The organism is Cytobacillus depressus (assembly GCF_008923245.1).
Taxonomy (GTDB): domain Bacteria; phylum Bacillota; class Bacilli; order Bacillales; family Cytobacillaceae; genus Cytobacillus; species Cytobacillus depressus.
In genome coordinates, this window is the sequence record NZ_WBOS01000005.1 from 159,640 (window position 1) to 183,408 (window position 23,769).

Annotated in this window: 23 protein-coding genes; 9 read left to right on the plus strand and 14 right to left on the minus strand. The window is 39.0% G+C overall.

What is annotated here, in order from left to right:
* Positions 1–184: 184 nt before the first annotated feature.
* The 3 genes from spoIIP (at position 185) to F7731_RS27085 (ending at position 2,550) form a co-directional block, all read left to right on the plus strand.
* Entirely contained in the window at positions 185–1,324 is a 1,140-nt protein-coding gene (spoIIP, locus tag F7731_RS13540; protein ID WP_151535322.1) for a stage II sporulation protein P, read from the plus strand.
* Positions 1,325–1,462: 138 nt separating this feature from the next.
* Complete coding sequence (locus F7731_RS13545) at positions 1,463–2,209, plus strand: (S)-benzoin forming benzil reductase (RefSeq protein ID WP_151535323.1); 747 nt, start codon at positions 1,463–1,465, stop codon at positions 2,207–2,209.
* A gap of 212 nt (positions 2,210–2,421) precedes the next feature.
* Positions 2,422–2,550 (plus strand): hypothetical protein, encoded by a 129-nt coding sequence (locus F7731_RS27085; protein WP_281352347.1) that lies wholly within the window; start codon positions 2,422–2,424, stop codon positions 2,548–2,550.
* A gap of 181 nt (positions 2,551–2,731) precedes the next feature.
* On the opposite strand, the gene F7731_RS13550 is transcribed toward F7731_RS27085, so the two are convergent.
* Both F7731_RS13550 and F7731_RS13555 read right to left on the minus strand, forming a co-directional pair.
* Positions 2,732–4,051, minus strand: a complete 1,320-nt coding sequence (locus F7731_RS13550) for a DUF4179 domain-containing protein (protein ID WP_151535324.1) — start codon at positions 4,049–4,051, stop codon at positions 2,732–2,734.
* Positions 4,044–4,565: a sigma-70 family RNA polymerase sigma factor gene (locus tag F7731_RS13555; RefSeq protein ID WP_246197211.1), complete on the minus strand. Its 522-nt coding sequence runs from the start codon at positions 4,563–4,565 to the stop codon at positions 4,044–4,046. The genes F7731_RS13550 and F7731_RS13555 overlap by 8 nt, the downstream gene beginning before the upstream one ends.
* A 211-nt stretch (positions 4,566–4,776) precedes the next feature.
* Between F7731_RS13555 and liaG the strand changes: the two genes are divergently transcribed.
* Positions 4,777–5,634: a LiaG family protein gene (liaG, locus tag F7731_RS13560; RefSeq protein ID WP_151535325.1), complete on the plus strand. Its 858-nt coding sequence runs from the start codon at positions 4,777–4,779 to the stop codon at positions 5,632–5,634.
* A 196-nt stretch (positions 5,635–5,830) separates the two neighbouring features.
* Here liaG and F7731_RS13565 read toward each other — a convergent pair whose 3' ends face one another.
* The 6 genes from F7731_RS13565 to F7731_RS13590 form a co-directional block, all read right to left on the minus strand.
* A complete protein-coding gene (locus tag F7731_RS13565; RefSeq protein ID WP_151535326.1) occupies positions 5,831–6,520 on the minus strand; it encodes an ABC transporter ATP-binding protein in 690 nt (229 codons plus the stop codon).
* A complete protein-coding gene (locus F7731_RS13570; protein ID WP_151535327.1) occupies positions 6,517–8,163 on the minus strand; it encodes an ABC transporter permease in 1,647 nt (548 codons plus the stop codon). The genes F7731_RS13565 and F7731_RS13570 overlap by 4 nt, the downstream gene beginning before the upstream one ends.
* Before the next feature lie 2 nt (positions 8,164–8,165).
* On the minus strand, positions 8,166–9,248 hold the full coding sequence (locus F7731_RS13575) for a Fe(3+) ABC transporter substrate-binding protein (protein WP_151535328.1): 1,083 nt from the start codon (positions 9,246–9,248) through the stop codon (positions 8,166–8,168).
* Positions 9,249–9,464: 216 nt separating this feature from the next.
* The gene (locus F7731_RS13580) at positions 9,465–11,318 is read right to left on the minus strand and encodes an ABC transporter ATP-binding protein (protein ID WP_151535329.1); all 1,854 of its coding nucleotides are present in this window, start codon (positions 11,316–11,318) and stop codon (positions 9,465–9,467) included.
* Complete coding sequence (locus F7731_RS13585; RefSeq protein WP_151535330.1) at positions 11,315–13,039, minus strand: ABC transporter ATP-binding protein; 1,725 nt, start codon at positions 13,037–13,039, stop codon at positions 11,315–11,317. The genes F7731_RS13580 and F7731_RS13585 overlap by 4 nt, the downstream gene beginning before the upstream one ends.
* Positions 13,032–13,517, minus strand: coding sequence for a MarR family winged helix-turn-helix transcriptional regulator (locus F7731_RS13590; RefSeq protein ID WP_151535331.1), 486 nt, complete (start codon positions 13,515–13,517; stop codon positions 13,032–13,034). The genes F7731_RS13585 and F7731_RS13590 overlap by 8 nt, the downstream gene beginning before the upstream one ends.
* A 306-nt stretch (positions 13,518–13,823) precedes the next feature.
* Between F7731_RS13590 and F7731_RS13595 the strand changes: the two genes are divergently transcribed.
* Positions 13,824–14,774, plus strand: coding sequence for a DMT family transporter (locus F7731_RS13595; RefSeq protein ID WP_151535332.1), 951 nt, complete (start codon positions 13,824–13,826; stop codon positions 14,772–14,774).
* 84 nt (positions 14,775–14,858) lie between these two features.
* Here the strand turns inward: F7731_RS13595 and F7731_RS13600 are convergent, their stop codons facing one another.
* The 3 genes from F7731_RS13600 to F7731_RS13610 all read right to left on the minus strand — a co-directional run bounded on the left by F7731_RS13600 (position 14,859) and on the right by F7731_RS13610 (position 16,783).
* A complete protein-coding gene (locus F7731_RS13600) occupies positions 14,859–15,068 on the minus strand; it encodes a hypothetical protein (protein WP_151535333.1) in 210 nt (69 codons plus the stop codon).
* A gap of 209 nt (positions 15,069–15,277) precedes the next feature.
* Positions 15,278–15,550 (minus strand): DUF2277 domain-containing protein, encoded by a 273-nt coding sequence (locus F7731_RS13605; RefSeq protein WP_151535334.1) that lies wholly within the window; start codon positions 15,548–15,550, stop codon positions 15,278–15,280.
* A 9-nt stretch (positions 15,551–15,559) separates the two neighbouring features.
* Positions 15,560–16,783 carry an MFS transporter gene (locus tag F7731_RS13610; RefSeq protein WP_151535335.1) on the minus strand — a complete coding sequence of 408 codons (1,224 nt, stop codon included), beginning with the start codon at positions 16,781–16,783 and terminating at the stop codon, positions 15,560–15,562.
* A gap of 424 nt (positions 16,784–17,207) precedes the next feature.
* On the opposite strand from F7731_RS13610, the gene F7731_RS13615 reads away from it, so the two are divergent.
* The 3 genes from F7731_RS13615 (at position 17,208) to F7731_RS13625 (ending at position 19,059) form a co-directional block, all read left to right on the plus strand.
* On the plus strand, positions 17,208–17,636 hold the full coding sequence (locus tag F7731_RS13615) for an SRPBCC family protein (RefSeq protein WP_151535336.1): 429 nt from the start codon (positions 17,208–17,210) through the stop codon (positions 17,634–17,636).
* Positions 17,636–17,962: an ArsR/SmtB family transcription factor gene (locus F7731_RS13620; protein WP_151535337.1), complete on the plus strand. Its 327-nt coding sequence runs from the start codon at positions 17,636–17,638 to the stop codon at positions 17,960–17,962. The genes F7731_RS13615 and F7731_RS13620 overlap by 1 nt, the downstream gene beginning before the upstream one ends.
* A 167-nt stretch (positions 17,963–18,129) precedes the next feature.
* Positions 18,130–19,059, plus strand: a complete 930-nt coding sequence (locus F7731_RS13625; RefSeq protein ID WP_151535338.1) for a copper amine oxidase N-terminal domain-containing protein — start codon at positions 18,130–18,132, stop codon at positions 19,057–19,059.
* Between the two features lie 48 nt (positions 19,060–19,107).
* Here F7731_RS13625 and F7731_RS13630 read toward each other — a convergent pair whose 3' ends face one another.
* From F7731_RS13630 to F7731_RS13640, 3 genes are all read right to left on the minus strand, one after another.
* The gene (locus F7731_RS13630) at positions 19,108–19,872 is read right to left on the minus strand and encodes a MerR family transcriptional regulator (protein ID WP_151535339.1); all 765 of its coding nucleotides are present in this window, start codon (positions 19,870–19,872) and stop codon (positions 19,108–19,110) included.
* Between the two features lie 121 nt (positions 19,873–19,993).
* Positions 19,994–21,508 (minus strand): MDR family MFS transporter, encoded by a 1,515-nt coding sequence (locus tag F7731_RS13635; RefSeq protein WP_151535340.1) that lies wholly within the window; start codon positions 21,506–21,508, stop codon positions 19,994–19,996.
* A gap of 158 nt (positions 21,509–21,666) precedes the next feature.
* Positions 21,667–22,950, minus strand: coding sequence for a polysaccharide deacetylase family protein (locus F7731_RS13640; protein ID WP_151535341.1), 1,284 nt, complete (start codon positions 22,948–22,950; stop codon positions 21,667–21,669).
* Positions 22,951–23,188: 238 nt separating this feature from the next.
* Between F7731_RS13640 and F7731_RS13645 the strand changes: the two genes are divergently transcribed.
* On the plus strand, positions 23,189–23,758 hold the full coding sequence (locus F7731_RS13645) for an IMEF encapsulin system ferritin-like cargo protein (protein ID WP_151535342.1): 570 nt from the start codon (positions 23,189–23,191) through the stop codon (positions 23,756–23,758).
* Positions 23,759–23,769 lie beyond the last annotated feature (11 nt).

Here is a 23,769-nt window from a genome sequence, read left to right on the forward strand (position 1 = left end):
AAAAAAATGAAATATTATCGAAATAAAAAGAACTCCTGATATTGGGAGTCCCTTCATCATAACAGATTTGTTTGATTCATAGACTGTTAAATAGCTTTGCCATATTAAGCGACCTCTATGCTTTTGAAATATAACTTCTAATTCTTTTCGAGCGCGCATACATTGGACAGGTGGAGGGGTATATATGAATAAAAGAACGGGAACACATTCTTTTCTAATCTATCTGTATGGATGGCTGTTTAGTATTCTCTTCTTCTTTATTGTAGCGGGGATCGTAGCATTCAACTCTTCTGCTTTTACATCTGAACATATGAACTCACTATTAAAAGATATAAAGGCTGATCAGCTGTTTGTCCATTTGTTTCAAGCGGAAAATCATTATTTTCCCCAAGAAGGTGGGAATCATTTTCCCAATATTTCCGAAATGGCTTTCAGGCTCGCAACAAATATTAAGCCAACAGATATTCGCACCTTTTTAGGTCGAGAACTCCCTGGGTATTCCATCTTTGAGACAGGCATTGAAATAGCGGGAGAAGGAACAGATTATACGAATCTCCCCTTTGAATCCGCACCGCCAATTGATTTTCTTTTAAAAGAAAAAGAGATTGTGAGCGAGAATCTTCCTAGCGAAGACCCAAAGAACACACCTTCTCCTTTTGACGGTAAAAAAAGCGTTTTGATTTACCATACTCATAGCTGGGAATCCTTCTCGCCGCTATTAAAAGGTGTTACTCATCCAGATGAAGCAGTTAGCTCGAATGAACGGGTCAACGTAATCGCGGTCGGCAAAAAGCTGAGTGAAGAATTAGCGCTGAAAGGGATTGGTGTGGAGCACGATACAACAAATATGGCCACCCTTCTCAATCAAAAAAATTGGACTTACAATGAAAGCTATCTTCTGTCCCGCGAGGTAGCGCAAACAGCGATGGCATCAAATAAAGATTTAAAATTCATGATTGATATTCATCGAGATTCTCAAGGACACGAGTTGACAACAAAAGATATAAACGGCAAAAAATATGCCCGCATGTTTTTCGTTGTCGGAAAAGAACATAAAAACTATCAAAAAAATTTACAGCTGGCTACCGAGCTTCACCATAGCCTTGAAGCAAAATTCCCGGGTATTAGTAGAGGTGTCTTTAAAAAAGGGAAAAGTGAAGGAAATGGAATTTATAATCAAGACTTGTCCGATCGCTCGATCCTCATTGAATTCGGCGGCGTGGAAAATGATTTAACAGAGCTCTATAATTCCATTGATGTATTTGCAGAGATTTTTAATGAACATTATTGGAAGGCAGAAATGGTAAATGGGAAAGGATCTTGATGCTTAGTAGTTGATAGGTTGTAACGGACACTTCGGGGACTTTATCCGGGCGAAATGTCCGTTATCAGCGCCCAACGTATATGCAATTTTGAATGAGTCTGCTTTAATAGATATATAAACTTATATTGGAGGGATTCGATGAGATTCGCTATTATTACAGGGGCATCAAAAGGTCTTGGCGCCTCAATTGCAGAAAGAATGATCACAGAAAAAGTTGGAGTCATTGCAGTTTCGAGAACAGAGAATGCAGAACTTAAAGAGAAGGCATCAGTTAATCAAGTGTTCTACCAGCATTTTTCTTGTAATCTTGCTGTTCCCGAAGAAGTGGAGAAATGCTTCCATGAAATTCTCTCTCTTCTAGACTCCAAAAAGCCGGAGATCACTTATGTGATCAACAATGCTGGTGCGATTGACCCAATAACGACTGTTGGAACTCTCGATCATCAAGCACTGGTCCAAAATGTGAATGTTAACTTAACAGCTCCTATGGTCATTACGAATACCCTATTAAAACTTAGAGGCTCTAAACTGAAGATTGTAAATGTATCTTCCGGCGCTGCCGAGAGACCTATTCAAGGATGGAGTGCTTACTGCAGTACAAAGGCTGGGCTAAATATGTTTACAGAAACTGCCGCTGCCGAGTTACAAACAGCAGGGTCCGATCATGAGATTATCGCCTTCAGCCCTGGAATTATGGATACGGATATGCAAAGCACGATTCGCTCCTCTTCAAAAGAAGCATTCTTTGATCTTGAAAAGTTTAAAGAGTATAAAGAGCAAGGCTTGCTGCGACCTGCAGAAACAGTTGCGAATGCACTCGTAAACTTGCTATTTGGCGATCAAGTGGAAAGCGGCAAAATCTATCGAGTGAATGACTTAATTTAATATTTTTAATATAAATATGTATAAAAGATTTACAACCGGGAACACTATAAATACAAAGTGTATTTCCCCCTTTTTTCATGCTTCCTGTTGGAGGCATTTTTTTTTGCCCTTTCAAAAGTACATAAATAAGAGCTTAATGACAAACTATAGAATGAAACAGTTGCAGGGGAAATATCTCTGTACTTCTAAAAATATTAAAAAGGAGCTCTAACATGACTAAAAAATACAACAAAGGAAGCAAAAATCAAAACTCACCAACAGCTAACCAGGCCGACATTGTAAGTGGCGATAATAGCAAGGGGAATAAGAGGAATAAAGATCAAAGTAATAAAGTTGAGTAATACGAAAAGCAGAAACGGCTTGCCCAGCCCCGACAAGCATAAGACGCTTTATGAAGGAAGGTGTACTTTGCCTTCATTCATAAAGTGGCTTATGACCTCGAGGGGCTAGCCGTTGGAGCTGGACAACAAGAAAATGCTTCCCTTTGCCATTGCGTGGAGGGAAGCATTTCATTTTCCGAAGCTATTCAACTTTAATATGGACATCTCCCTTTATCCAGGATGGGAAGAAACAGAGTTCAAGTTCAATTGGATTTGGATAATTGATTTCCTGCTTCGAAGGAAGATTAACACCTATAACTCGATTGCCGTTGTCATCACTCGTTAGAAATTGTGAAAAGTAAACGGTCTCTCCATTTACATCCTTCATTGAATTAAATGGGGTTGCATAAAAAAATTCGCTGTTTGTATCCAAAACAAATCTTAACTCCTGACCCTCTAGCTTGACATTTGTCAGATGATTTCCCGTTGGCTGCTTTAGTATTTGCTGTTTCTCCGTATCAACCACAACGTAAGCATCCTCTTTATCAACTGCTTGAAGTTTATTAATCACAAGATAAAGTTCTTTCGGCTGTTTAAAATAATTGCTTTGCAAATAAACGATTTGCTCATTTTCACTTATATGACTAGCCGTTACGCCATTTGCGATTTTCGTCCAAGACTCGCCGTTTTCATCCACGAGCCGGATATCTTCAAAAGCAAATATTTTCTTGCTGTTTTCCGGATCCATTACGATATGAACAGCGGCACGAAGCGGATAGATTTGAATATCTTTAATAATCACCTTTTGATCTTCAATCGTTACCGCCTTGTTTAATGTGTACGTTTTTGAAACCTTTAATGGCTTTTCAATTGAGAAAGGAAATTGAAAAGATTCTTTATAATCATCAGTAATGATCGTAAAGTCCACAATGAATTGTTTTGTCGTTAAAGGCTTCTGAAAATAGAACTCCATCGCTGAAGCTTGACTTTTTCTCGACTCCCCCATCTGGATGCCGCCAGAATAACTGCCTAAACTCAACTCTGTTCCATCTGCCGACTTAAAATTAATATCTCTAATATCAAATAATTCCTGATTCTCCTTCGTTTCCAATGTATAAAAAACAACCATGCCATTCTCATCAGCGATCACAGAATCAATCGTTACCTTTACCCCATTCTTTTCTTGGGTAGCATTAATTTCCTGCATATACTCATTTTCAACAGCTGACATTAATCCTTTATTATCGCTAAATAGCTCAACGATTTTTTCCATACCGGGAATGACGGAAACATAATGAGCAAATGCAGGTGAAATTCGAATGCTCGTGAGAAAGCTAATGATTAATATGGCAGCCGCCATTGATGAAAATAACCATTTCTTTCTCCGTGGTTTTACTTTTGATTCAACAACTGCTCGATTATATCCTTTCAAGATCGCTTCTTCTATTTTATCCTCAGGGAATGGCATATCATCATAAGCTTTTTTCCATTTGGCTAACTGCTGTTCTTCCTTCTCAAACATTTGAAATGCCCCCTTTTTCCACAAGCTTTTCCTTTAATGTTTTTAACGCTTTATATAGCCATGTCTTGACGGTTCCTTCTGGACAATGAAGGGCTTCGGCAATCTCCTTTATTTTCAAATCATGAAAATACTTCATTGTAATAATTTCACGGGAACGATCATCCAAACTTTGCATCGCATCCTCGATTTCAAACTGATGATAATCGTCTATTTTCCCTTCCGTAAGCAATAGATCTTCGTTCATAATAAGCTGGTCTTGCTTCTTTAGCGTGTCATTGCAATAATTAATCATGATCCGAATGATCCATGTTTTAAAAAAGGCTGGCTCCCTAAGGTCCTTCAGTCCGCGATAAGCGCGAAAGGTAACTTCCTGTATCGCTTCGATCGCTTCCCCTTCATTGTGTAAATACGCTAAAGCTGTTTTATATAAATCTATTTTTACTGCTTTTATTATTTCTAAAAAAGCCTGATCGTCCCCATTCATGGCTTTTCGTACCGTATCCTCAAAGCTCACATAAGATCCTCCTCATGTTCGTTCTATGTATTAGACATCTTTTTCCGAAAAAAGTTTTAAAAAATTTCAAATTCGCATAATCTCCTCTATTTTAGTACAACAATCAGCCTTAAGTCTTAGTTATAATTAAAGCTGTGGCTCAATGATTTCTTGCGGATGATTTCATAAGATTAATGTAAGATGAATAACTAAGCCGAAAGCAGGGATTGAATTGAAAAGGATATTAATCATTTTCTTCGTTTTAATTGGACTATATCTTTTAATGAATTTGAATGTCATGCGCATTTTTTCATTTGGAAATGAGGTGGCGGAAGCTAATGTAACTAAGAAAATTAATCATGTAGAAATTGATGCTTCCTCGGTCAAAACCGTCATTATTCCGGAGAAAAGAAGCAATATTAAAGCTGAGCTCGATGGCAAGGGGACCCTTTCTGTGAAGAAGAGCGGGGATCGTATTCTTGTAAAATATAAGCGTAGCTGGTTAAAGGGCTTTCCAAACTTCAAGAATAAAACCGTTCTGAACATCTATATTCCCGATGACTATGACCGTAACATGGATATTGAGGTCGGCTCAGGATATTTAGTTTTTGAAGGAAAATCTAATAAGCAGCCAATGAAGCTTGATAAGCTCGATATTAATCTAGGTTCAGGAAAAATCGACTTAAAAAATCTAGTCATTAAAGAATTCAGTAACGATGTTTCGTCAGGAATGGTTACTATCGATTCTTTAAAAACCGAAGAAGGCTCGATCGATGTAAATTCAGGGATTGTAAAGCTCCGCCATTATGAAGGATTGCTGAAGGCTGACGTTTCTTCGGGCCAATTAGATATTCAAATGGACAAAGTAACAGATAACATCGATGTCGAGGTAAGCTCCGGACACTTAAGGCTTGGTCTGCCGAAGAATGCCGATTTTACTTTAAATGGCAAGGTAAGCAGCGGCATCATCAAAACAGACATTCCACTTAATGATAAAATTCAAGAGAAAAATAAAATTAGCGGACAGTCTGGCTCAGGAAAATATAAGCTGAACATCACTGTATCGAGCGGATTAGTCAATATTTATTGAAATTGAATACCGTCTTTAGAAAAACTGGACGCTTAGTGTCCAGTTTTTTTGTTTGGGGCTAAGTAACTTTATGGATACTCATTTTTGGTGTAGGGACTTGACATGACGCACCACCTTGATATAAATCTTTTTAAATCAAAAAAAGAACCTGCATTCCGCAGGTCCTCAAAATTATTTATTCAATACTTCATTTATCCTATGGCAATGTCTGAAACTTCTGCCCTGCTGCACCTTGCTCCGCAATGAGCGGACACATTGTAATGCTGTTGTCGCAAATGGCTTCTACGTCTTTGCGGTCATGCGTCACAATCATACAGGTCATATTTGCTTTTTTCAAAATGGATAGCAATTCTTCTCGAATAGACTCCTTCAGATCGGCGTCTAGATTACTGAAGGGCTCATCCATTAATAAAATGTTCGGCTTTGGTGCGAGCGCCCTTGCGAGTGCCACCCTTTGCTGCTGCCCGCCGCTAAGCTCGTGTGGATACCGATCGCCAAAGTCCTCCATATGGACAAGCTCCAGCATCTCTTGCACACGTGGCTTTCGGTCCTTCCGCGGCATACGGGATAAGCCAAATGAAATATTTTCCTTTACATTCATATGTGGAAATAGTGCATAGTCTTGAAACACCATACCGACCCCGCGATCTTCCGGCTGAACAAATTTGCGTTTCCCAACAACCTCTTTGCCTGCAATCGAAATTGTCCCGTTCGTTGGCATTTCTAAACCAGAAATTAAACGCAGCAATGTGCTTTTGCCGCTCCCGCTCTGCCCTAATACACCGACAATCTCACCAGTATTCAACGTAAAAGAAAAATCGTCAATAATCGGCGTTCCCGCTCGAGAATAGCCAAAACAAAGATTTTGGATTTCAACTACTTTCATCGCTGCACCTTCTTATCAATCATTTGAAACACGACGACAGACAACACACTAATGCCAATAATCATTAAGGATGATATCGACGCTTCATAAATCATTTCATCTTTTGCATACTGAAAAGTTTTTGTTGCTAACGTATCAAAATTAAAAGGTCTCAATAGTAACGCTAGTGGAAGCTCTTTGCAAATTTCAACAAAGGTTAAAATAAATCCGCTTATTAATGCACCCTTAATTAAAGGAAGATCCACTTTAAAAAATGTTTTCGTCACGCCAAGGCCTAGCATTCTCGATGCTTCCGAATACTTCGTTCCGATTTTTTCAAATCCGACTTCGACTGCATTAAAACCTGTTGCCATAAAACGGATTGTATAGCCGACAATCAGCATCACTAAAGACATACTTAAGATCAATGGGGTATTTCCTAATCCCATAAAAGAATAAACAGGGGCAAGCCATTTATCAAGTGTTATAAACATGGCGAGTACCCCAATCGCGATAATCGCTCCCGGAATGGAATAGCCTGTAGTCGTTAATTTTGCTAAAACATAAGAACCTGTTGAATGGGTGCGGCATACATTCGCCACGATAACAGCTAAAACGAGAATAAGCAACGTAGCAATCACGGCCACATACACCGTTTGGAAAAACAATGTGAAGAAGCTCTCATTCCAAACTTTATGAAAAGTCAGCTTCGCCCATGCAATAAGCTGGATGAGCGGAATGAGAAATCCGAGCAGAAATATGATACTGCAATACAAAAATGCAGCGGCAGCTTTTGCTCCCTTCAGCTTTATTGGCACAAGCGGTCTTGATTTATTATTTACATTGTAGCGCCGCCCTTGTCTCAACAGCCTTTCTAAGAAAAATAGCCCTACAATAATTACCATTAGCCAAGCAGCAAGTCTCATTGCTGAATCAATATCATACATGCCAAACCACGTTTGAAAAATCGCAGTGGAAATCGTATGAATACCAAAATAACTTGTCACTCCGTAATCACTTAGTACTTCATAAACGACAAGGACTGCCCCCGCTACAATAGCCGGTCTTGAGAGGGGAAGCACAACCTGAACAAAAATCGCGAGTGGTTTTCTCCCAAGCAGCCTCGCATTTTCGAAAAAAGATGAGCTTTGGCTTTCAAGAAAAGCCCTCGTCATTATATAAACATATGGAAAAAGAAAAATCGTAAAGATGAAAATCGCTCCGCGTAAAGATGAAATCGATAAGAGCTCAGGATTGATTTGATAATCAAATTGGTTCCTTAGCGTCGATTGGATCACGCCCGTATAGCTGAACATCGTTCGATACGTATAGGCCGCAATATAAGGCGGGATCGCAAGTGGCAATAATAATCCCCAGCGGAAAAACCGCTTAAGAGGAAAATCATAGGCCGAAGTCAGCCATGCAAGTGTTACTCCCAAAAACGCAGTAAAAATCCCTGTTAAAAGTACAAGGATTATCGTATTTGCGACATATGTTTTTAATAAATATTGGCGAATCTGAAACCAGTTCTGGTTAGGCTCCTGAAAAAGGGATAAAAAGATAAACAGGATGGGCAGCAGTATAACCGCCGCCCCCACCATGCTGATAATCCACCAACTATTGAAATCCTTTTGGAAAAATCGTTTCACTTGGTGTATACCCATTTTTATTTCCAACCTGTTTTATTGAATATCTCAATAGCTTTATGATTATGCTCTCCTAAAGTATCGAAATTCAATTCTTGCATTTTAAAGTCGCCCCATGATTGCAGAAGTTCAGGTTTTTTCGCTTCTTGATTCACTGGGAATTCAAAGTTGTGTGCAGATAAGTATTCTTGTGCTTCTACACCTGTCATATATTCAATTAGCTTCGTAGCATTTTCAGGATTTTTACTATGTTTCGTTAATCCAATTCCGCTAATATTCACATGTGTGCCATTTGTTTCTTGGTTCGGGAAGAATACGCCGATGCTTTCTCCCACTTTCTTTTCTTCAGGATCCTCAGAGTTTACTAGCAATCCAACATAGTAAGTATTCATAATGGCTACATCACCAACTCCAGCTGCAATCGCTTTTGCTTGGTCACGGTCACCGCCATCCGGCTGACGCGCAAAGTTGTTTACAATTCCTTGTGCCCATTGCTCTGCCTTCTCTTCACCGTTTAACTCAATAAAAGAAGCAAGTAATGATTGGTTGTAAAGGCTTGTTGAAGAACGAGCAAGCACTTTGCCTTTCCATTTCTCATCTGTTAATGCTTCGTATGTAGATAGATCTTCTGGTTTTACTCGATCTTTCGAGTAAACAATGACACGTGCTCTTGTAGACATCCCTATCCAGTTATCGTCTGCATCACGAAGGTTGGCAGGAACATTTTTATCAATAATATCTGATTTAACTGGCTGAAGAATATCATTATTCTTTGCGTTAGCCAGAACGCCACCATCAACAGTAATGAATAAATCCGCCTGTGTGCTTTCGCCTTCACGCTTTAAACGCTCAATAAGCTCTTCAGCTTCGCCTTTTACGACATTAACTTTAATGCCTGTTTCTTCTGTAAATTTCTTATATACTTCTTCATCGGCCTCATAGTGTCTAGCTGTATAAACATTGACAACTTGATTCTCGGCTTTTTTTGGTTCTTCAGCTGATTTCTCTCCTTCGGAGCTGTTATCAGCTGCTCCACAGCCAGCTAAACCAACTGTTAATAAAGCACTTGCTAGGAAAGGCTTAAATAGTTTAGTAATGTTCATTGCTTTGTCCACCTTTGTCTTTTTGTTATGATAATGAGAATTATTATCACTAGCTCTGTTTTTATTCTACTTGCCTATCCACCCCTAGTCAATAAAATTTTTGGGTTTTTTAAATTTTTTAAACAAATGTGGACATTGACCCAATAACACACTCGTTTTTTGTCCAAAAGAAACAGAAAAAGGCCTGACTCCCATACGGAGTCAAGCCTCTTTCTTCTATACTGCTAGATCCTTCTCAAACTGACTATTATAAAGATCAGCGTAAAAGCCATTAGCCTCTAATAATTCGAGGTGTGTTCCTTGTTCGATAACTTTTCCTTGATCCATAACTAAAATCAAATCAGCATCTCTTATGGTAGATAAGCGGTGAGCAATGACGAAGCTTGTTCTTCCTTCCATTAGGCGATTCATCGCTTTTTGGATGAGGGCCTCAGTCCGTGTATCGACACTTGATGTCGCTTCATCTAAAATCATAATCGGCGGATTCGCGAGAACGGCTCGGGCAATCGTCAATAGCTGTTTTTGCCCTTGTGAAATATTGGAGGCTTCCTCGTTTAGAACAGTGTCATAACCTTCTGGCAAGGTGCGGATAAAATGATGAGCATAAGCGGTTTTGGCAGCCGCAATGATTTCCTCATCCGTGGCATCCTTTTTACCAAAACGAAGATTCTCCTTAATCGTTCCATTAAAAAGCCATGTGTCTTGAAGGACCATACCGAAAGTGGACCGCAGATTTCCCCGTGACATTTCACGTGTGTCTAGTCCATCGATTGTGATTTTCCCATCATTTAATTCATAGAATCGCATGAGAAGATTGATTAAGGTTGTTTTTCCGGCACCTGTAGGTCCAACAATTGCAACAGTCTGACCTGGCTGAACTTGAATATTCATATCCTCGATTAATAAATCTTCCCCGTATCCAAAGTCTACATGTTCGAAAGCAACAGCTCCCTTGGCTTGCTCAAGGCTGACTGTCTCCACTTCCTTCTTCTCTTCCTCTTCATCAAGAAGCTCAAACACGCGTTCAGCTGCAGCAATGGTTGCCTGAATAATATTCGCGATGTTCGCCGTTTGCATAATAGGCTGAGTGAATTGACGAGAATACGTAATAAAGGCTTGAATATCTCCAATAGAAATGGCACGATTCGTAACCAAAATCCCGCCGACAATACAAATTAGCACATAGCTCAAGTTGCCGATAAAAAACATCACCGGCATAATCAATCCAGAAATGAATTGCGCTTTTCGGCCGGCATCATACAGCTTTTCATTCACTTCATCAAATTGGTCGATCGCCTTTTTTTCATGGCTAAATGCTTTCACGACTTGGTGACCTGTATACATTTCTTCAATATGCCCGTTTAATTGGCCGAGTGTCTTCTGCTGGCTTGCAAAATGCTTTTGAGATCTTTTCAGAATTGGCCCCATCGCGAACATTGATAACGGTAGACTCACAATGGAGATTAACGTTAAAAGCGGGCTGATGGATAGCATCATTATGATAATTCCAACAATCGTGACTACCGACGTAATAAATTGCGTAACACTTTGTTGAAGTGTGCTTCCAATAGTATCAATATCATTCGTTACCCGGCTTAAAATTTCACCGTTTGGGCGTCCGTCATAATATTTAAGCGGAAGTTTTTCGAGCTTTTTATTTACATCTTCCCTTAAATCGAAAACTGTTTTCTGTGCGACGCTAGACATAACGTATTGTTGAATATAGCTGAACACGCTGCTTATGACATAAAGTCCGCCTAAGAGCAGCAACAACTTTCCAATCGCCGTGAAATCAATGCCAGCACCTGGTACCCCCATCAGCTTTTTATAAGCCCCTTCGAAAAGTTCAGTAAGGGCGTTCCCCATAATTTTCGGACCGACAACCATGAAAACTGTACTCATAATAGCCGCTAATAATACAATCAGCAATTGTTTGCTTCGTGGTTTTAAATACTTAAGCAAACGCCTTAAAGTTCCTTTAAAATTCTTCGCTTTTTGGCCGGCCATCATCATATTTCCGTGCCCCATCGGCCCCCCGCCCATAGGAGCGGCTTTTCTATGTTTACTCATGCAATTTCCTCCTCAGAGAGCTGGGATTCGACAATTTCACGATATACTTCATTGTTTTCAAGCAATTCCTTATGTGTTCCCATTCCGGCCACTTTTCCGTCATCTAATACGATAATGCGATCAGCGTCAATGACAGATGTAACTCTTTGAGCGACGATAATAACCGTTGCATTTTGTGTTTCATTCTTTAATGCCGCACGTAATTTTGCATCTGTTTTATAATCAAGGGCTGAGAAGCTATCATCAAAAATATAAATATCTGGTTTTCTGACAAGCGCTCGTGCAATCGATAGGCGCTGTTTCTGTCCGCCTGATACGTTTGAACCACCCTGTGAAATGATTGATTCATAGCCATTCTCCATTTTGGAGATAAATTCTTCAGCTTGTGCGATTTTAGCCGCATGTTCAATTTCTTCTTGAGAAGCACCCTCTTTTCCGAAGCGAATATTTTCGGCAATCGTTCCCGAAAAAAGTAAAGCCTTTTGCGGAACAAAACCTATACGTGAGCGAATTTCTTCATGAGGGGCATCCTGTACATTGACCCCATTAATCCGAACATTCCCGCTTGTCGCATCATAAAAGCGCGGAATTAAGTTTACGAGAGTTGTTTTTCCCGCTCCTGTTCCGCCAATGATCGCCGTTATTTCTCCTGAATTGGCGCGAAAACTAATGTCGGAAAGGGCAGGTTCTTCCGCTCCCGGGTAATGGAATGTCACATGCTCAAATTCAAGTGTACCGCGTTCCCGATTAGCTTTGGCGGATCCTTTATCAAGTAATGTTGGTTTCATTTCAAGAACTTCATTAATACGCTTAGCTGATACAGCAGCACGAGGAATCATCACGAACATCATCGAAGCCATAACAAGGGCAAACATAATTTGCATGACGTATTGAATGAAAGCCATTAGATCCCCAATATGCATGCCCCCATTATCAATGCGAATCCCGCCAAACCAAATAACAGCCACAACGGTTAGATTCATAACAAGCATCATCACGGGCATCATCAATGCCATAACTTTGTTTACTTTAATGGAAACATCGGTTAATTCTTTATTGGCAAATTGTAAGCGATCTTGCTCTTGCTTTTCCTGATTAAAAGCACGAATGACGCGAATGCCTGTTAAGTTTTCACGTAAGACAAGGTTCAATTGATCAAGCCGTTTTTGCACTAATTTAAAAAGCGGGATTCCTTTTTTCATAATAAGGAGAACTGTCCCAACTAAAATTGGGATGATTGCCACGATGACAAGCGATAATTTCGCATCCTTGGAAACAGCCATAATAACACCGCCGACAAACATAATTGGTGCACTTATAACCATACGTAGCATCATTATCACAACTTGCTGAATTTGGGTAATATCATTCGTCGTTCTTGTAATTAATGAAGCTGTTCCGATTTGATCAAATTCCTGAAGGGAAAAATTCTCTACATGTGTAAATACTTTTCTCCGAAGATCCCGGCCTAACCCCATTGCTGCCTTCGCTGAAAAATAGCTTCCCACTGCCGACGCAACCATGCCAATGGCAGCGACTAACAGCATGAAGCCGCCTATTTTCCAAATGTAAGGCTTGTCACCAATTACGACTCCTTTATCAATAATATCGGCCATAAGAGTTGGCAAGAAGAGGTCAGCCATCGACTGCACAAAAACTAAACCGAACACTGCTAACACAATCCACTTATAAAACGAAAGATTTTTCAATATTTTAATCATTCGACCCTTCTCCTTGCTCTGGGGATTTTTCTTCTAAAAATTTGGCAATTTGGTCAAGTGAAGCAAGTAATTCTGCATATTGCTTCGCCTGCAACGTATCAATCGCTGATTCGAAAACGCGGTTTATACCGCCTTCCTGCTCTTTCATCGTTTGAATTTGCGTTTTTCCTTCATTACTAAGGATTAATTGCATTTCTCGCCTGTTTTCCTTAACAGGATGCCGCTCCATGAAGCCTGCTTGAACAAGTCCATCCACAGCCTGACTTAACGTACTTTTTGGAAATTGCATCATCTGGCCAAGTTCTTTTTGGGTCATTTCCCTATAAGGCGCTAAAGTCATTAATACTGCATATTGCGGAACTGTAAGGTCATTCGTAACGGCTGTTCTTTGCACAATTTTTCTCATACTTAGATTTACACGCCAAATGGCGCGGAACAGCTCTCCAGAGCGCATATTCGGTTGATTTTCACAATGCATATTGTCCACCTTCATTCATATTTGAATAGTTCATTTACGAACTGTTTAATAGTGTAATATTACTCCTGCTTTTTTTGATAGTCAATTATTTGCAAATGACAAATTATAACAAAAAGAGATAATGGGCGCCTGCTGCCAATTTTTTGGCCCCAGAAAAAGTTTTATAAAGTTCCGCAAATCCTTATTGACTAAATAGGGAACACACTGTAACATACAGCTGAAAAATTTAAGCTATCAATTTTTTATGATCCGAAAATAAATGGATCAAAATCAAAAATGACCAATATATGATTGCGAGGAAAAATGATGATTTCTAGCAGTACGTTTTTAAGAAAAAAAGGAATCCTCCTAGTGCTAATCGCTGCTATTCTATGGGGTGTTTCCGGGACGGTCGCTCAATTCCTTTTTCAGCACCAAGGCTTTAGCCCGGAATGGTTAGTCGTTGTTAGACTATTAATCTCAGGAGCTTTATTATTAGGAATAGCTTATAAAAAGGAGAAACATAGAGTTTGGGCAATTTGGAAGGTAAAATATGACGCCTTCAGCATTATTCTCTTTGGAATCCTCGGCATGCTTGGTGTTCAATATACATTTTTCGCGGCCATTAAGCATGGAAATGCAGCTACGGCCACTGTTCTGCAATATTTAGCGCCTGTGCTCATAATGTGCTATGCGGCGTTCCGCTCGAAACGAATGCCGACAAAAACAGAAGGTCTTGCTTTTATATTAGCGATTTCAGGGACATTTTTGCTTGTCACGCAAGGAAGTTTTCACACACTTTCAATTTCTGGCTTGGCATTGTTTTGGGGGCTAATCTCTGCAGTGGCATTAGCTTTCTACACACTTCATCCTCTTAAACTTCTTGCCAATTGGGGATCGGTAATTGTCGTTGGCTGGGGAATGTTAATCGGCGGAGTTTTTTTTAGCTTTATTCATCCCCCATGGGCCTTTGAAGGGCATTGGTCGCTTTCAGCTGTCTTTTCTGTGATTTTTGTGATAGCCTTTGGCACCTTTATTGCGTTTTATTGCTATTTAGAAAGCCTAAAATATATTAGTGCTTCTGAAACTAGCTTACTTGCCTGCACAGAGCCGTTAACAGCAGCATTTTTGGCGATTATTTGGCTCCATGTTACTTTTGGTTTGGCCGAATGGATTGGGACGATTTGTATTTTAAGTACGATTGCTCTTTTATCCGTTAAGAAGGAAAAAAAGGCTGTTCAAACGAGGGAGAGTATCAAATATATGATCAATCAGTAATAGAATAAAGGGACAGTCCATATGTTTCGACTGTCCCTGATTAAGGCTGTCACCGCATTACAAAACTAAGTAAAGGAGGAACTTCTAGCCATCCTCTCGATCTGCTGTACGATCCATAGCATCTTCAGCACCTTCGCCAGCCTTATTGCCCAGCGCACCGCCAGCAATAGCGCCCGCAACTGTGCCTATCGGACCTAATACAGAACCTACTGCAGCACCAACTGCAGCACCGGCGCCTGTTCCAAGTGCCTCACCAGCATCGATATCATCACGATTTCGTTTATCGTCTGCCAATTATTTCACCTCCATGTTGGAGAAGTGCTATTGTTTTTACATACAAACACTTCTCTCAAATATATTTTGCTCCATATTATGACTATTAATTAAAAATCATCTATTCAACTGCTGGTAAGTTTTGCCATCACCCTCTCACCAAATAGAAGAAAACGATACTATAAAATAAGGCAGACACCATTAGCATGGGTCTGCCCTTTTATTATTTATTAGTTTTTTCCAAACCTTTTAGCTGACCTGGCTCGAGCACGCTCAGCTTCAATTTCGCGATTACGTGGCTCTGCACTCGTTTCAAGTGAATTAAATAAATTTCTGGATACTAGCGCTATCTCACTAACGGCAAGATTAAACGCTTCTTCATTCGCCATTGAGGGCTTGTTAAAACCTGTGATCTTTCTTACATACTGGAGAGCTGCTGCTTGAGTCTCTTCATCAGTAGCTGGCGGATCAAAATTGAATAATGTTTTAATGTTCCGGCACATACGATTCTCCTATTCCTTAGCTAACATTCTTTCGCCTTGCACTGGTGCTTTCATATTGTAGATTGGCAATATCACAATCAACCCAATTACAAAAAGGACAGCAGCCAACTCGAACATAGTTACAATGGAAGTCATTTTTTTTAATATACCTGCCATGCTCATTGTTAATACCATTGCCCCAGTGAAAAGCGGGCTTAATGTTCCATTCACTCTTCCGATAAATTCAGCTTTTGTATTTTGGAGGATCATTGTATTAATCCCGATTTGAATACAAGGGAAGAATAGTCCATTCACGAATTCTGCTCCAAGTGTAAGCGGCAAGGTAGTTGAAAAGCCAATCACACTCATACCTATCGCATTGGCCAACATCCCAATCACTAATAGCTTTTGCGGTGGAACGGATTTAGAGAACATAACAGAAACCGCTCCCCCGACAATCATACCAATTCCATTCGCCATTAAAAGCCATTGCAAGCTTTCTTTTGCCAGCTCTAATCTCTCTGTAACGAGGAAAATCGAAAGAGGATGAATTAATCCAATGGCAAGTCCTGCAGCCATAAAGCAAAGCCCAAGAAGCTTTAGTTCTTTTTTAGCAAGAACGTAGCGAATTCCTCTTTTCATTTCCTCAAGTACTGACGACTCTTTCTTTTCTGCGTCCATTTGGTGGTCTGCTGGAATAAATGCTAGCATAGCTGCAGATAGCAAGAACGCGATTCCAGTTATGGCTATAGATACATCGATGCCGAATTGCTGGAAAATAAACGTTCCAAGCACAGGGCCGAATACCATAAAAATCGCAAAAATGGTTTGATAAATAGACATAGCGGATTGAATTAACTCTTCACTTAAATGCATTTTAAATAGCTTCATTCCGGACGGCTGGGAAAATTGCGATAAAATCGCCGAAATTAATGTAGCGAAAAAGATGATTTTCCATGAACCGATCACAAGTGTAACTAATACAGCAAATACAGATAGTGCACTTAAAATATCACACCAAACCATCGTTCTCTTCGGACGCCAACGGTCTGCAAAAGTTCCGCCAATAAATGAGAAAATAAAGATCGGCGCAAATTCCGCAACCGATATCATCGAAACGGCAAAGGCATCGCCATTAGTTTTTTCCATAACGAATAAAAGAACAGCAAAATTTCGCACCCAAATTCCTACTTGGAGAAACAAAGCAGACAGAAATATTGCCTGAACAAATCGATTTTTGAATAATTGCTTCATAACATTCTCCTTTTTCTTAATACCTTTTTAAAAATAAATCCCGCAAAAAACCCCTATCCGTCATTTTGGATAGGAGTCATCAAAAACCATAGAAAAAGACATAGCAATACCAATTGCTATTGCAATGATCATCTTTTTTCCATAAATGTATAGACTAATCCTATTCCAATATGACTTCGTTTAATGACGAACATAATTTTGAAATCAGGATTAGTAGATCATCGCCCCATGGTCACCCTCTCGTGTAATGTGTTAATATCTTACACAATTCTCACCTATGTTTCAAGCAATAAATTAAAATTTTTACAAAAAAAGGGTAATAATATTAATAATGCTGCCTTGACATGAAACCAAATGGTTTTATATAATTTTTAAAGTGAAACCAAATGGTTTTATATCCTAAAAAAGAAAGAGGTTATAATCAATGGAAAATCAAGCTACTGTACAAGATATTAAGAAAACAATCATATTTAATGCACCCATTCAAAAAGTATGGGATACCGTTTCAACAGCGGAAGGAATTGCCTCATGGTTTATGCCAAACGACTTTAAGCTTGAGGTTGGGCATGAGTTCCATATCCAATCACCTTTTGGTCCCTCTCCATGTAAAGTATTAGAAATCAATGCACCGAACCATTTATCTTTTTCTTGGGATACAGATGGCTGGTTTGTTTCTTTTGATTTAAAGAACTTAGGAGATCAAACAGAATTTACAATGATTCATGGCGGCTGGAAGCAAGCTGATTCGATTGTACCGAAAGCAGGAAGAAGCGCTGCAGAAATCCGCGATACGATGAATGCAGGCTGGGAAGGGCTTGTTAAGGAAAGACTTCGTAAAGTTGTGGAAGGGTAATGGCCGCTCTTCCGAAGTATGATGTTTTTCAAGCAATTGCCGATCCTACTCGCAGAGAAGTACTGAAGTTACTGGCTGAAAAAGAACGTCCGATTTCTGAAATTACCACGCATTTTTCAATGAGTCGGACAGCTATAACCAAGCATCTTCATATTCTATCAGAGGCAGAGTTAGTCCGGGGACAAAAAGTAGGGAGAGAAAAACGCTACCGCTTGCAACCTGAATCATTCACTGAATTAAAACAATGGCTCGCCTACTTCGACCAATTCTGGGATAATAAGCTTTCGATTTTAAAACATTTGGTAGAGGGCCAAAAGAACACTTAATTAATTATTTTTCACCCTGAGAATAAAGAATAGAAACGAAATTAGAACAGTGCTCGTCACTGTTCTTTTATTTCCATGGAAAATAATTGTTTTTGAGGAAATTGTAACCCCTCCATTTTTTTAACGTCAAATTCAAGGAGACCCTAAAAATTTAAGGAGGAAACAAGATGAAGAAAATCAATGTACTAGCTACAACTGTTTTAATAGCTGGGTTAGTATTAAGCAATCATTCAGTACTTGCTAATAGTCAATCTAAAGACATTCAAAATATGTCTGAAGAGGAACGTGCTCAAGAGAAGGATACATCCAATTTCATCAAATTTTCTGGTGTAGTTAAAGAGATTGAGAAGGATACGAAAGCTACCCGTATCCTTGTAGAAAATGAAAGCGATTCATTGGAAATGATTTTTACGATAACGAATGATGTACTTTTACTAGATAATGAAAAGGGAGAAAAATTTGAAAGTGCAGAGATCAAGAAAGGAACAAAAATTAATGCTTATTATGACAAGAATAAACCAATGACCTTGATTTACCCTGCTAACGTCATTCCTGAAATAATGATAGTACACGGTCAAGAGCTAGGGCAGGTTAAGGTAGCAAAGTTTAATAAACAGCATGTAAGCCTCGACAATGATCTGAAGTTGCATATTTCTAAAGAGACCATTCTCGAAAATGAAAAGGGAGACTCTATTTCCGAAGAAGACTTAGCAGAAAAAGAGTTAATCGTATTTTACACGATTTCAACAAGAAGCATTCCTGCACAAACAACACCTACAAAAATCATTGCCCTTGAATTTACGGATGAAAATTTGTTGAAAGTCAGCCAATTGATTGATAAGGATCACTATTTTATAGGAGATACAAAAATGATTCCGATTAGAAAAGTAGCCGCACAATTGGGTTATAAGGTGGAATGGAATAAAAAACAAAATAGTATTTTATTGAGAAAACAGACAAGCACCATCCTTCTTACCATTGGTAAAAAAGATTATGGATACAATCGCAGTATTGGCTATTTTACAGATGCACCCGAAATGAAGAATGGGAAAACCTATGTATCAGAAGAATTGCTTGAAAGATTATTATTAAAATAATCTTTTGCTAGATTAGAAAACCCGCTAAAATCAGCGGGTTTTTTTCTTTTACTTCTTCATTCCGGTATAAATGTAAATCGCATCCCGTAAAAATTCTGCTGTACCTGGCTGCTCTTTATCATAATAGGCAGTAAACCTTTCATCATCTACATACATTTGAGCTAGACCTGCATGGGCTTCCTTGCTGTATTCGCTCCAATAGAAGCAGAGCCATTGCTTATGCAAGTCCGCTGCTTTTTGGGCGAGTTCGCCGGATGGATCCCTAGTGGTAAATGCCTCTGCCAAAGTATCTGTCACTTGATTTGCTAGGTTTGTAACCTTCTCATAATCTTCCTCAGACATATTCACCAGCTTGGCATTGGATTGATCGACCTTATCATTGCCATACTTTTCACGAATCTCTTTTCCATATTTCTTCTCATTATCTTCAATCATTTTTTTCTTAAACCCTGCAAATTTCTCTTTATCAGACATGTGGATTCTCCCTTCTGTTTGTTCAATTGTTTTCTCAACATTAGCAATCAATGCATCGAGCTGTTTTCTTTTTTCCAGGAGTTTTTCGCGATGTTCTTTCAGTGCATGTGCGCCATCAAAGTCTGGAGAAGTGACAATCTTTTTAATATTGTCTAAGCTGACGTCAAGTTCTCTGTAAAAAAGGATTTGCTGCAATCTGTCAATCTCTGCCTTCCCGTAAATCCGATAACCTGATGAGTTCATTCTTGCCGGCTTAAGAATGCCAATCTCATCATAATATCGCAATGTCCGGGCACTCACCCCAGCTAATTTTGCTAAACCCTGCACTGTGTATTCCATTCGCAATTCCTCCCTCTAAACTAAATCTACACCTTGACGCTGCGTAAAGGTCAATAGGTTATATTCATATTTTTTTACAGCATAAAGAACCCTGGGACTAATGGCCACAGGGTTAAAAAGTTTAATGATTTTTTCCTTCCTTTGCTACGACCACACGATCCTTCCCCATCACAAAAATGACGATAGCCGAAAGGAGAATTGGGATTAATGCAATAAAAAAGGTAAATGTAATAGAAGTTGAAAGTGAATCGATGATTTTATCCAAAACAAAGCTTGGAATTTTCGCACGTTCACTCGCCTCAAAAATTTGACGGGAGTTGTCTAGATTTCCAAACGCCTGACCGCCTTCCATTCCCTTAAACGCATCCGCCATTTTTTGTGTAAAAACTTTATTTTGAATCGTACCGAAAACAGTAATCCCAATCGTCATGCCAAATGAACGTAAAAAGGAGTTCGTTGAATTCGCCGTCCCTCGAAAATGCGGTGGTAAATTGTGAACAGAAGCGGTTGGTAATAAGGAAAAGGAAAAGCCCATTCCAAAACCGACGATAATCATATAAACAGTCATTAGTGCTCTAGATGTGTCCGGTGTTAAAGTGCTTAGGAAATACATGCCAGCAAAATACGCAATCACAGAAATAATCATTAAATTGCGGAAGCTTGTTTTCGTTTGAAAAATTCCTCCGCCGGCACTTCCAGCTACCGAACCAAGCATCATCGGCATTAAAATTAGCCCTGCATTTGTAGCTGAGCTCCCATAAACGGCTTGAACAAAAATAGGGATAAAAACCGTTAAGATAATAAATGTTCCCCCATATAAAAACGCTAAAATTTGTGAAGTGGCAAATAATCGCCCTTTAAATAACCAAAATGGCAAAATGGGCTCTTTTGCTTTCAGCTCAATAATGAAAAAAGCAATAAAGCATAGAGCAAAGCCAATAAATAAACTAATTACTTGAACAGAATCCCATGCATATTTCTTTCCGCCAAGCTCTAAAGCAAACATTAGACAAATGATGGCTGTAACAAGGGTAATAGCCCCGCCCCAATCAATTTTTTGATCTTTTAGCTGGGAGGTTTCCTTATAATAACGAACGATTAACCAAAATGAAACAATTCCGATAGGGATGTTAACATAGAAAACCCAATGCCAGCTTATATATTCTGTAATATAAGCTCCTAATAAGGGGCCAAGTACACTAGATGCCCCAAATACAGCACCAAGTAATCCGGTCATTTTCCCGCGCTTTTCAGGAGGAAAAATATCGAAAACGATCGTAAAGGCGATCGGCATTAAAGCGCCTCCCCCAATTCCTTGAATCGCGCGATAAATACTCAGCTGCACCATACTTTGAGCAATTCCGCAGAGGGCCGAACCAATTAAAAAAACAATTAATCCAAAAATAAAAAAGCGTTTACGTCCAAACATATCAGATAATTTTCCGAAAATCGGCATTCCTGCCATAACCGCTACCATATAAGCAGACGTTACCCAGACAAACTTATCAAAGTCACCAAGATCTGAAACGATCGTTCCCATTGCCGTTGCAACAATCGTGTTATCCATCGCAGCCATCAGAATCCCAAGCAATAACCCAGCAACCACTAATCTAATATTGCTTTCTTTTGATATCATACATGCTCTCCCTCCTATTATTTTTCCAACAAATGTTTATTTTCTTGCCTATTATAATGCAAACGAATCGTCATTACTATCATTACTTGTAGATATACAAAACTTAAATATAACAGAAAAACCTTTACCCCTATTCAGGTAAAGGAAAATCCTCATGTCTATTTATAAGCTTTTATTTGCAATAATGTTTCCAGATCAACTATTTCAAAGTTCCTCTTCTGTAGGGCTTCGATCATTATAGGAAGAGCTTTTTTTGTCTCTGTCTTTTCCGAATCAGAATGCATGAGAATAATATCGCCGTTTCGTACATTTTCGATCACATTTTTAACGATATTTTCCGTTTCTTTTTGTGACCAATCAAGCGTGTCAATGGACCAAAGAACAATCGAATAGCCTTCCTCTCGCGCAATGGCTGCCACTTGTTTATTCGTTTCCCCATACGGGGTCCGAAGAATAGCTGGCTCTTTACCAGTGACTGATTTGATAGCCTCACCTGTCTTGTCGATTTCTAAACGAACTGCATTTTGATCCAATTTTGTTAAATCGACATGGCTATACGTATGGCTCAAGATTAAGTTTCCTTTTTCATATGCAGCCTTTACTACATCGAGATGCTTCACAACCTCTTTTCCTAAAAAGAAAAAGTTGCCTGGAACATTGTATTCATCTAAAATGTCAACAATGGCAGGAGTGACTTCCCCGTCTGGCCCATCATCAAATGTTAAAGCAACCATCTTTTTATTAGGGCCGTTCACATAAACATTTTCCTGCCCCTTTGAAAATAGAATGATTTGCTTCCGCCAATTTTGCATTTTCTCCCATGCTCCGGTCGTCAATTGATTCGATGTCCCTTTTATTTCAAGCATATAATCCTTATCTGCCTGACTTTCTCGCATAACCCTTTGCGGATTAAAAACTGAGATATGATCAACTCCTGTTTTATTTTTCGGAATGATAAATTTCAGCTCAATATTTTCCTGTAAAACATAAACATAGATTTTTTCGTCATTTAATTCCCTTATATCAGAAGGCTCCCCTAATGCTTCTTCGATATTTTCAAAAGTAAGATCATTTAATTCTTTTGCATTGGAGCGCAAATCAAAAATCTCTTTCTTCTCATTAAAGCCTAGAACAATATTTTTATAAGTTGCATATGATCCATAGCCCGCTTTTTCTACCTTTTCTGGATTTCCCCACTTGGCTTTCACTTGCTCCAGCTTGCTATCCAAAACATTGAATGGACAATCTTTGATCATTCCTTGTTGTGCATAACCAATCACATCATCAAGATTAATGGCAGATGGTTTTCCCTCTTTCGGCTGCAAAGCATTCTCTTTCGGCTGGACATCATCGGGTGGAGTTGGCCTTTCTGAGTTACATGAAAATAGGACAAAGATCAATGTTAAAAATAATACGGGTAAAATGATTTTGAATTTATTCAAGAGTGCACCTCCTTAGGCTATGCCGTAATTCGCTGGAACTGAATAAACCGATTCAATAAGAACGTTTTTGTCTAACAAACAAAATCGATCGCTTTCCTTCTATATTATTATTCCAAAATATTTAAATTCATAGACCCTTTAGAATCATCTTTCTCCACATAAGCAGTATGTAGTATGGATTAAATCGATCTCGATTGACCATAATGGATAACGATGAAAAGCTAGGAGGGGTGAAATTTTGAAAAGCGAATTAACGATTTTTTATCGGATTTTTACTACAACGAAAGAAGCTATTGAAAAATTTATGGCGATGCTTGATCCAGTCATCGAATTTGCCAAGGATGATCATGAACGTCTTTATTACCATCATATTTACGAAGAAGAGGAACAGCGGCTATCGCGATTAGATGTACTCATTCCGCTTATTTCAAAATTTGAAGATATTAAGGACGAACGCGCATTTTCACCGACAAACAATGAATTCAACCGGCTTTTACAAGAATTAAATCTTGAAAAGTTCGGTTTACATAATTTTGTAGAGCATCTTGATTTAGCCCTTTTTCAATTTACAGATGAAGAGCGGAGTACTTTGTTAAATAAGCTAAGAGCAGATGCCTATGGGGATTATCAGCAAGTGAAAGCCATGCTTTTAGAAATAAATCAGCATTTTGACCATGATTATGTGGACCCACATGCACATCATGATGAACACCATGATCATTTAGCTCCACCTAGCACCGGACAAACAGTTAAGACAATTAGTTCTCATAAAAAAGGGTTTACTGTTGGAAGTTTGAAATATGGATGAAGTGAGGAGAA

Excerpts from the sequence above, each read along its gene's own strand:
- spoIIP (WP_151535322.1), top strand. The coding sequence starts at position 185 with ATGAATAAAAGAACGGGAACACATTCTTTTCTAATCTATCTGTATGGA.
- F7731_RS13545 (WP_151535323.1), top strand. The coding sequence starts at position 1,463 with ATGAGATTCGCTATTATTACAGGGGCATCAAAAGGTCTTGGCGCCTCA.
- F7731_RS27085 (WP_281352347.1), top strand. The coding sequence starts at position 2,422 with ATGACTAAAAAATACAACAAAGGAAGCAAAAATCAAAACTCACCAACA.
- F7731_RS13550 (WP_151535324.1), bottom strand. The coding sequence starts at position 4,051 with ATGTTTGAGAAGGAAGAACAGCAGTTAGCCAAATGGAAAAAAGCTTAT.
- F7731_RS13565 (WP_151535326.1), bottom strand. The coding sequence starts at position 6,520 with ATGAAAGTAGTTGAAATCCAAAATCTTTGTTTTGGCTATTCTCGAGCG.
- F7731_RS13570 (WP_151535327.1), bottom strand. The coding sequence starts at position 8,163 with ATGGGTATACACCAAGTGAAACGATTTTTCCAAAAGGATTTCAATAGT.
- F7731_RS13575 (WP_151535328.1), bottom strand. The coding sequence starts at position 9,248 with ATGAACATTACTAAACTATTTAAGCCTTTCCTAGCAAGTGCTTTATTA.
- F7731_RS13580 (WP_151535329.1), bottom strand. The coding sequence starts at position 11,318 with ATGAGTAAACATAGAAAAGCCGCTCCTATGGGCGGGGGGCCGATGGGG.
- F7731_RS13585 (WP_151535330.1), bottom strand. The coding sequence starts at position 13,039 with ATGATTAAAATATTGAAAAATCTTTCGTTTTATAAGTGGATTGTGTTA.
- F7731_RS13590 (WP_151535331.1), bottom strand. The coding sequence starts at position 13,517 with ATGCATTGTGAAAATCAACCGAATATGCGCTCTGGAGAGCTGTTCCGC.
- F7731_RS13595 (WP_151535332.1), top strand. The coding sequence starts at position 13,824 with ATGATTTCTAGCAGTACGTTTTTAAGAAAAAAAGGAATCCTCCTAGTG.
- F7731_RS13605 (WP_151535334.1), bottom strand. The coding sequence starts at position 15,550 with ATGTGCCGGAACATTAAAACATTATTCAATTTTGATCCGCCAGCTACT.
- F7731_RS13610 (WP_151535335.1), bottom strand. The coding sequence starts at position 16,783 with ATGAAGCAATTATTCAAAAATCGATTTGTTCAGGCAATATTTCTGTCT.
- F7731_RS13615 (WP_151535336.1), top strand. The coding sequence starts at position 17,208 with ATGGAAAATCAAGCTACTGTACAAGATATTAAGAAAACAATCATATTT.
- F7731_RS13620 (WP_151535337.1), top strand. The coding sequence starts at position 17,636 with ATGGCCGCTCTTCCGAAGTATGATGTTTTTCAAGCAATTGCCGATCCT.
- F7731_RS13625 (WP_151535338.1), top strand. The coding sequence starts at position 18,130 with ATGAAGAAAATCAATGTACTAGCTACAACTGTTTTAATAGCTGGGTTA.
- F7731_RS13630 (WP_151535339.1), bottom strand. The coding sequence starts at position 19,872 with ATGGAATACACAGTGCAGGGTTTAGCAAAATTAGCTGGGGTGAGTGCC.
- F7731_RS13635 (WP_151535340.1), bottom strand. The coding sequence starts at position 21,508 with ATGATATCAAAAGAAAGCAATATTAGATTAGTGGTTGCTGGGTTATTG.